At 40.5% G+C, this 232-nt stretch carries 1 protein-coding gene; it reads right to left on the reverse strand.

The window, feature by feature from the left end; translation table 11 throughout:
- On the reverse strand, positions 1-232 hold a 232-nt coding region (locus tag SB775_RS34230; RefSeq protein ID WP_410865741.1), incomplete at both ends, for a cytochrome ubiquinol oxidase subunit I.

Below are 232 nucleotides of genomic sequence, written 5' to 3' on the forward strand. Positions count from 1 at the left end.
TCATAAGCATTCCCGCACCGACCATGATTCTAAAGCTCCAGAACGTTGTTTTCACTGGAGGAATGTAGTCTCCTGGGCCAAACTTTGCTTCATATTCTTTTTGAAGTGTCAGCATACCTGGAACATCTCCACTGAACTTCGAATAAGCCAAATAACTTAAAGCAAACGGAATGTTGATTTCTGCAGAGTTTTCTTTTTTATCTGTGTCAATGTTGGCAAATAGTGTCCAAGC

Source organism: Peribacillus sp. SIMBA_075, from assembly GCF_046534585.1.